The organism is Chryseobacterium sp. 2TAF14 (genome assembly GCF_052115105.1).
In the GTDB taxonomy this organism is placed as follows: domain Bacteria; phylum Bacteroidota; class Bacteroidia; order Flavobacteriales; family Weeksellaceae; genus Chryseobacterium.
In genome coordinates, this window is record NZ_JBFRGA010000006.1 from 126,726 (window position 1) to 134,080 (window position 7,355).

The following is a 7,355-nucleotide window of genomic DNA, read 5'->3' on the forward strand; positions in this document are numbered from 1 at the left end:
TTAGCCCCACAAAAATTATTTTATAAAATGAAAAGAATATTTTTACTATTCACTTTCTTATTAGGTTTTGCTCAAATGAGGGCAGACGAAGGAATGTGGCTATTGATGCTCATTAAACGCCTTAATGGAGTAGACATGCAAAAAGAAGGGCTGCATTTAACTCCCGAAGAGATTTATTCTGTAAACAATTCCAGCTTAAAAGATGCTATCGTAAGCTTTGGAGGTTTTTGTACAGGAGAAATCGTTTCAGACAAAGGTTTGATCTTCACCAATCACCACTGTGGTTACGGTGCAGTTGCTGCCGCTTCAACTCCTGAAAAAGATTACCTGAAAAACGGTTTCTGGGCAATGAACCAGAAAGAAGAATTTAATTCTAAAGATCTTTACGTAAGATTTTTGGTAAGAATGGATGACGCTACGCAGAGAATCAATTCTAAATTAAACGAGAATATGTCTGCAGCAGAAAGAAAAGCTATAATTGAAGCTGAGACAAAAGCAATCCAGACAGAAAATTCTGAAAACGGAAAATATACTGTTGTCGTAAAAGATTTCTTCAACGGAAATGAATTTTATTATTTTGTTTATCAGGATTATAAAGACATCAGATTGGTAGGAGCACCACCTTCATCATTAGGAAAATTCGGAGGTGATACAGACAACTGGGAATGGCCGAGACACACTGCTGACTTCACGGTTTTCAGAGTATATGCTGATGCTGCAGGAAATCCTTCAGAATTTAAGCCAACCAACGTTCCTTTAAAGCCTAAACATTATTTACCTGTTTCTCTTAAAGGAATTAAGCCAGGAGATTTCTCAATGATTTTAGGATATCCTGGAAGAACAAACCGTTACCTTACTTCTTTTGGAATTGAGCAGATGGTGACTAAAGATTATCCGGCTTGGGTAGAAACTTCTAAAATGGCGATGGACATTATGAAGAAGTATATGGATAAAGATAAAGCAACTCAATTGGGATATGCTTCTCAATATGCTTCTGTAGCAAATTACTGGAAAAACAGACAGGGAACGATTGACGCCGTTGAAAATAATGGAACCATTACTGACAAGAGAGAAATTGAGAAGAAATTCAACGACTGGGCAATGCAGCCAGGAAATGAAATGTACGATGATGTTTTAGACAGAATTCAAAATTATTACTCACAGGTTTCAAACAGAAATGTAGAAAGAAACTATGCTTCTTTATTGATGAGAAATGCTAAATACCTTGCTTTGGCAAACGGTTTAGCTCCTGCTTTGGATGCTTACGCAAAACAGGATATGGCAGGAAGATTAGCAATGAAGCCTAAATTGGAAGCTGCTGTAAAAGACGCTTACGAAAACATCAATACAGACCTTGAAGGAGAAATGCTGAACTCTCTGGTAAACCTTTATCAGACAAGAGTAAAATCAGACGTAGCTTCTCCTACGTTGATGGGATTAGATTCTAAAAACCTGTCAAACATCGCATTTTCATCTTTATTTGCAAACAAAACTTCTGTTACAAACTATATTCTGAATCCTGATCGTTTGAAATTGGATGCAGATCCGCTTTTAAAAATCGCAAGAGGAATTATTGCAGATCAGAAAACATCAAACGACAAATATGTATTGCTTGATGACAGCTTTGCTAAAAACAACCGTCTTTTCTTGGCTGGTTTAATGAAAGCAATGCCTGAGAAAAAATTCTATCCGGATGCAAACTCTACCATGAGATTAACGTACGGAACCGTAGATACTTTACCAATCAGAGACGACAGAAACTACTTTGGTATTACAGAAAACTATTACACAGACATGAATGGTTTGGTAGGTAAATACAAAGCTGGTGACGAAGAATTTGACCTTCCGCAAAGAGTAATTGCTCTTCACAACATGAAAGACTATGGTCAATATGCTGATAAAGCAGGTTACATGCCGGTAAACTTCCTTTCAAACAACGATATTACAGGTGGTAACTCTGGTTCTCCGGTAATTGACGGAGACGGAAACCTTATCGGTATCGCTTTCGACGGAAACAGTGAAGCATTAAGCGGAGATATCGTATTCGAGGATGAATGGCAAAAAACGATCAACGTTGACATCCGTTTTGTTCTTTGGACGATTGATAAATATGCAGGTGCAAGAAGGTTAATAGACGAACTAAAATTAGTTAGAGACGAAAACACTCCGGCTGATACAGGAAAATCTAAATTAAAAATTACAGCTCCGGCAAAAAAGAAAAAATAATTTTCTCAAAAATATTTTTAAAACCGTGGAATTCATTTCACGGTTTTTTTGTGTCTTTTTTTCAATAAATTTTAAAACAAAAATAACTTTCAGACTAAGACATTTTAGAGAATTTAGAAAAATAAACAAATTTAAATAACTAAAAGCCAATAACTTAAATTATTTCAAAAAATAAAACCGATATTTTTTTGTCAGGATTTCGGAATAAGTCCGACTATAATTGTAAGTCAATAATAAATTAAAAAATATCCTATGAAAAAAAACATTTTAAAAACAGCAACCCTCGGAATCGGATTTTTGACAATTTTCGGACTTTCATCTTGTGATGACAACGATATGATGGAAACTGCGATGGAAAAAACAATTACTTTCGAAAACATTGTTACACCAAAAGATTTTGTACAAAGCGGCAGTTTTCAGGGAACCAACACTCCTGTTATTATGCCCGGAGAATCTGTTTCTATTAAATTCAGCGCTGGAAAAGCACAGTCTTTGATGTTTGCAACAATGTACGGTGCTTCAAAAGATTGGTTTTTTGCTTCAAAACAACCGGGAATAAAACTATTTGATAATAACGGAAATGCCATCACAGGCGATGTTTCTTCAGAAGTTTTATTGTGGGACAACGGTACAAAAGATAATACAACAGGGAATGCTCAGGGCAACCCCATTTCCCAGGTAAATGTAAATGCCTCTCAATTGGTTAAGCTCAATCTTAGCTTTAATATGATGAAATCTGAGTTTACATTAACCATAACAAACACTTCCGGCGGAACAGCCAATGAAACTCCTTTATCTCCCGGAGTTTGGGCGGTTTCAAACTACAATGGTTCGCAATTGCTTAATTCAGCACCGTTTTTCACACCCAATTCTTTATCAAATCCTGAAATTACAGATATAGCACAGATGGGAGATATTACCAAAATGGTAACGAAACTTAATGTAAATACTGGAATTATGACAGGGCTTTCTCCTGCTTTAGTGGTTGTTTACAGTGGTACTCAAAATCCTATCTATCAATTGGGTCAACTGGATTCCGGAAATGGGTTAAAAGAAATTTCTCAATTTGGAGATGTGATGAAGCTTCAGAATACTTTGAAAACTTTACCGAATGTAAAAGGAGTTTATGTTGCAGGAAGCGCTCCTGTAGCACCGGGAAACAAAGTAATGACCAATTTCTCATATACACCGGGAGACAAAATAGCATATGTAACGATGTTTGGCTTTTCCAACGRCTGGTTTTATGCTAATGAACAAAGCATCGAGGCAAATATTAAAGGAGATTTAACCTCAAAAACAGCTTTATTTGATTCCGGAACGGGTGTTAATCAATATCCGGGAGCAGGAAATAATCAGGCTTTATTCGGAGGAACTCCTGAAGCTGAAAATATTGCCATTTCTAAAGTAGGAAATCAATATCCTTTACCTGCATTACAAAACGTTTTAAAAATTACTGTGAATTAATATCGATTGGGTTTAATAAAGACATCAGATGATTTCAATAAGCATCTCTGAATAATATTTCAGGGGTGCTTTTTTTATTTTAAATTTTTATCAGACATTCCAAAACTCCCGATCGAGACTTCTGTATTGTATTGCTTCTGAAATATGATGTGATAAAATATTTTCAGACTCTTCCAGATCAGCAATTGTTCGTGCTACTTTCAAGATTCTGTCATAAGCTCTTGCCGAAAGATTCAGTTTTTCCATCGCCATTTTGATGAGGTTAAAAGATGCATCATCAAGCTCACAAAACTTTTCTAATTCTCTTGAACCCATCTGAGCATTGTAGCTGATCGACAAATCTTTATACCTTTCATTTTGTATTTCACGGGCAATTAAAACCCGCTTCCTGATGTCTTCACTTTTTTCGCCTTTCCTTTTCTCCGCTAATTGCTCGAACTCAACTTTCTGCACCTCAACATGAATATCGATTCTGTCTAAAAGCGGTCCCGAAAGCTTATTCATATACCGTTGCATTTCAAAAACAGAAGAAGTATTATTGGGATCATCCGGAAAATATCCACTGGGACTCGGATTCATCGAAGCAACCAGCATAAAACTCGAAGGATAATTTACCGTAAACTTTGCTCTCGAAATCGTGACTTCCCGATCTTCCAAAGGTTGTCGCATCACTTCCAGGACCGTTCTTTTAAATTCAGGCATTTCATCTAAAAATAAAACCCCGTTGTGAGCAAGAGAAATTTCTCCGGGTTGCGGATAACTTCCACCGCCTACAAGCGCAACATCCGAAATCGTATGATGCGGACTTCTAAATGGACGAACCGTCATCAAAGAAGTTTCTGCTCCCATTTTTCCCGCAACGGAATGTATTTTTGTAGTTTCTAAAGCTTCCTTTAAAGTAAGTGGCGGCAAAATGCTAGGAACTCTTTTTGCTAACATTGTTTTTCCGCTTCCGGGAGGACCGATGAGAATAATATTGTGGCCTCCTGCAGCAGCAACTTCCATGGCTCTTTTTGCTGTTTCCTGACCTTTCACTTCAGAAAAATCAAACGGAAACTGGTTAATTTTTTCCTGAAATTCTTTTCTTGTATCTAAAACAACTTTTTCAAGCGCTTTTCCTTCATTAAAAAAATCGATGACTTCTTTGATATTTTCAACGCCATAAACTTCCAAATTATTCACAATCGCAGCTTCTCTGGTATTTTGTTTAGGCAAAATAATTCCTTTAAAACCTTCTTCACGAGCCTGAATAGCAATTGGCAGCACACCTTTTATCGGTTGCAGGCTTCCGTCAAGAGAAAGCTCGCCCATAATGATATAATCGTGTACATTTTCACCTTGAATCTGATCAGAAGCAATTAAAATTCCGATAGCGATGCTTAAATCGTATGCCGCACCTTCTTTCCGCAAATCTGCAGGCGCCATATTGATGGTAACTTTTTTCCCGGGAATTTTATAGCCGCAGTTTTTGAGTGCCGCAGAAATCCTGTAGCTGCTTTCCTTGATCGCATTATCGGGAAGACCTACCAAATGATAGCCTACTCCGCCTGTATCAACATTAACTTCGATGGTTATGGTTTGCGCAGAAACGCCGAAAATGGAACTTCCAAAAATTTTTATCAGCATATTTTTGTGTTTAAAGTAAAGTTAAAAATTTTTCATCTGGTAATAAATTATTTTGATGAATTTTTATATCTAAATTTTAATATTTTTGTTTTTATTCTATAAACTTGTTTAAACTTTTTATTTAACCACAAAAGGCACAAAAGATTTAGATATTTCTATTAAAGCTTATTTTTGAAATGAAAAAAGAACACTGAAGTTCAAAAAAATCTTTGATTTTTATTTTTTTGAGAGCTTTGAATATCTAATAATATACATTTCGAATTTCTTTTGTCTCTTTTGCGGTTAAATAAAAAGTTTAAAACAGCTCTTATACTAAAATCAACCGACAATGAAGATAAAACCCGAAATATCCTGGGCAGATTTTGAAAAATTAGACATCCGGAGCGGCACAATCGTTTCTGTAAATGATTTTGAAAAAGCAAGAAATCCGTCTTACCAGCTCGAGATAGATTTTGGAGATTTAGGACTCAGAAAATCTGCAGCACAAATTACCACGCTTTACAGTAAAGAAGATTTAGTGGGAAAACAGATTTTAGCTGTCGTTAATTTTCCTAAAAAACAGATTGCCAATTTTTTCAGCGAATGCCTGGTTTTGGGAGTTTATGGTGATAATGCAAAAGATGTGACGCTTTTAAGCCCGTCTTTACCTGTGAAAAACGGTCTGCACGTAGGATAATTATTAAAAATCAAACCTCGAAGGTTTAAAAATTCACTTTAAACAAGCACGGATATGATACAAAACATTCCATTAGAAAAGATTTTATTCCTTGATATTGAAACCGTTCCAAACTCAGGTTCCTGGGAAGATTTATCTGAAACTGAGCAGAAACTTTGGGAGAAAAAAACAAGATATCAAAGAAAAGATGAGGTTTCTGCAGAAGATTTTTACGAAAGAGCCGGAATTATGGCAGAGTTTGGAAAAATTATCTGCATCACCATCGGAATGCTCGAAAAAAACGACACTTTAAAAATAAAAAGCTTCGCCGGTGATGATGAAAAAAAAATACTCTTGGAATTTGGTGAAATTTTTAACAGCCCAAGACTCCGCGATGTTATTCTTTGCGCCCACAACGGAAAAGAGTTTGATTTCCCGTGGATTGCAAGACGGTTTCTCATTAACGGAATGATGCCTCCTACACCATTTCAAATGTTTGGAAAAAAGCCTTGGGAAATCCCCCATCTTGATACGATGGAGCTTTGGAAATTCGGAGACTACAAAAGCTATATTTCGCTGGAACTTTTAGCCCACGTTTTCGGAATTCCTACTCCGAAAGACGACATCGACGGATCAATGGTTTCATCAATCTACTACATAGAAAAAGACTTGCAACGAATAGTTGACTATTGTGAAAAAGATGTCTTAACTTTGGCAAACATTTTCAGACGCATGCGTCAGGAAGATTTATTAAAAAGAAATATCAATTCAGATTAAAAAAAATGCCGTAAAAGCGGTAATTAAAAAGATAAAATGAAATTTACAGACGATCAGATTGCCGATATAGGAGAAGAAATTATCGGAGTATTAAAAACCGTTTATGACCCAGAAATTCCTGTAGATATTTATGAATTGGGTTTAATTTATGATGTCCAGATTTCCGATGAAGCCGATGTAAAGATTATTATGACTTTAACGACTCCCAATTGTCCGGTTGCAGAAACTCTGCCACAGGAAGTAAAAGACAAAGTAAAAGCTGTAGAAAATGTAAATGAAGTTGATCTTGAACTGACTTTTGAGCCAAGCTGGAATAAAGACATGATGAGCGAGGAAGCAAAATTTGAGCTGGGAATGCTTTAAAAGGCTGGATGATAGAAGTTGGATGCCGGAAGTTTTTTAATTCAAAATTATCATCATTCATCAAAAAGTATATGAGCTGTCAATTTTTGGCAGCTTTTTTATTTTAAATTTTATTTAAACCATTAAGGTTGTTAAATTAATAAGGAATATTAAGTTTGATTTTCATCTTAAGAAAATTCAAATCTCTGTAGCTATTTGTTTGCCTTCTCTTCTGCTCCATTCGCTCCACGAACCAACGTATAAA

6 protein-coding genes are annotated in these 7,355 nt (G+C 35.9%); 5 read left to right on the top strand and 1 reads right to left on the bottom strand.

The features are described from left to right. Nucleotides 1-27: 27 nt before the first annotated feature. A complete protein-coding gene (locus AB4Y90_RS01980) occupies nt 28-2,226 on the top strand; it encodes a S46 family peptidase (RefSeq protein ID WP_441555585.1) in 2,199 nt (732 codons plus the stop codon). Between the two features lie 252 nt (nt 2,227-2,478). Then, nucleotides 2,479-3,690, top strand: coding sequence for a spondin domain-containing protein (locus AB4Y90_RS01985; RefSeq protein ID WP_441555587.1), 1,212 nt, complete (start codon nt 2,479-2,481; stop codon nt 3,688-3,690). 90 nt (nt 3,691-3,780) lie between these two features. On the opposite strand, the gene AB4Y90_RS01990 is transcribed toward AB4Y90_RS01985, so the two are convergent. After that, the gene (locus AB4Y90_RS01990) at nt 3,781-5,316 is read right to left on the bottom strand and encodes a YifB family Mg chelatase-like AAA ATPase (protein WP_441555588.1); all 1,536 of its coding nucleotides are present in this window, start codon (nt 5,314-5,316) and stop codon (nt 3,781-3,783) included. Between the two features lie 328 nt (nt 5,317-5,644). Here AB4Y90_RS01990 and AB4Y90_RS01995 point away from each other — a divergent pair, with 328 nt between their 5' ends. From AB4Y90_RS01995 to AB4Y90_RS02005, 3 genes are read left to right on the top strand one after another with little or no spacing between them, the layout of a single operon-like run. Next, nucleotides 5,645-5,992, top strand: a complete 348-nt coding sequence (locus AB4Y90_RS01995; protein WP_441555589.1) for a tRNA-binding protein — start codon at nt 5,645-5,647, stop codon at nt 5,990-5,992. Between the two features lie 54 nt (nt 5,993-6,046). Then, nucleotides 6,047-6,748: a 3'-5' exonuclease gene (locus AB4Y90_RS02000; protein WP_441555590.1), complete on the top strand. Its 702-nt coding sequence runs from the start codon at nt 6,047-6,049 to the stop codon at nt 6,746-6,748. A gap of 36 nt (nt 6,749-6,784) precedes the next feature. Further along, a complete protein-coding gene (locus AB4Y90_RS02005) occupies nt 6,785-7,111 on the top strand; it encodes an SUF system Fe-S cluster assembly protein (RefSeq protein ID WP_408089612.1) in 327 nt (108 codons plus the stop codon). The last annotated feature ends 244 nt before the right edge of the window (nt 7,112-7,355 follow it).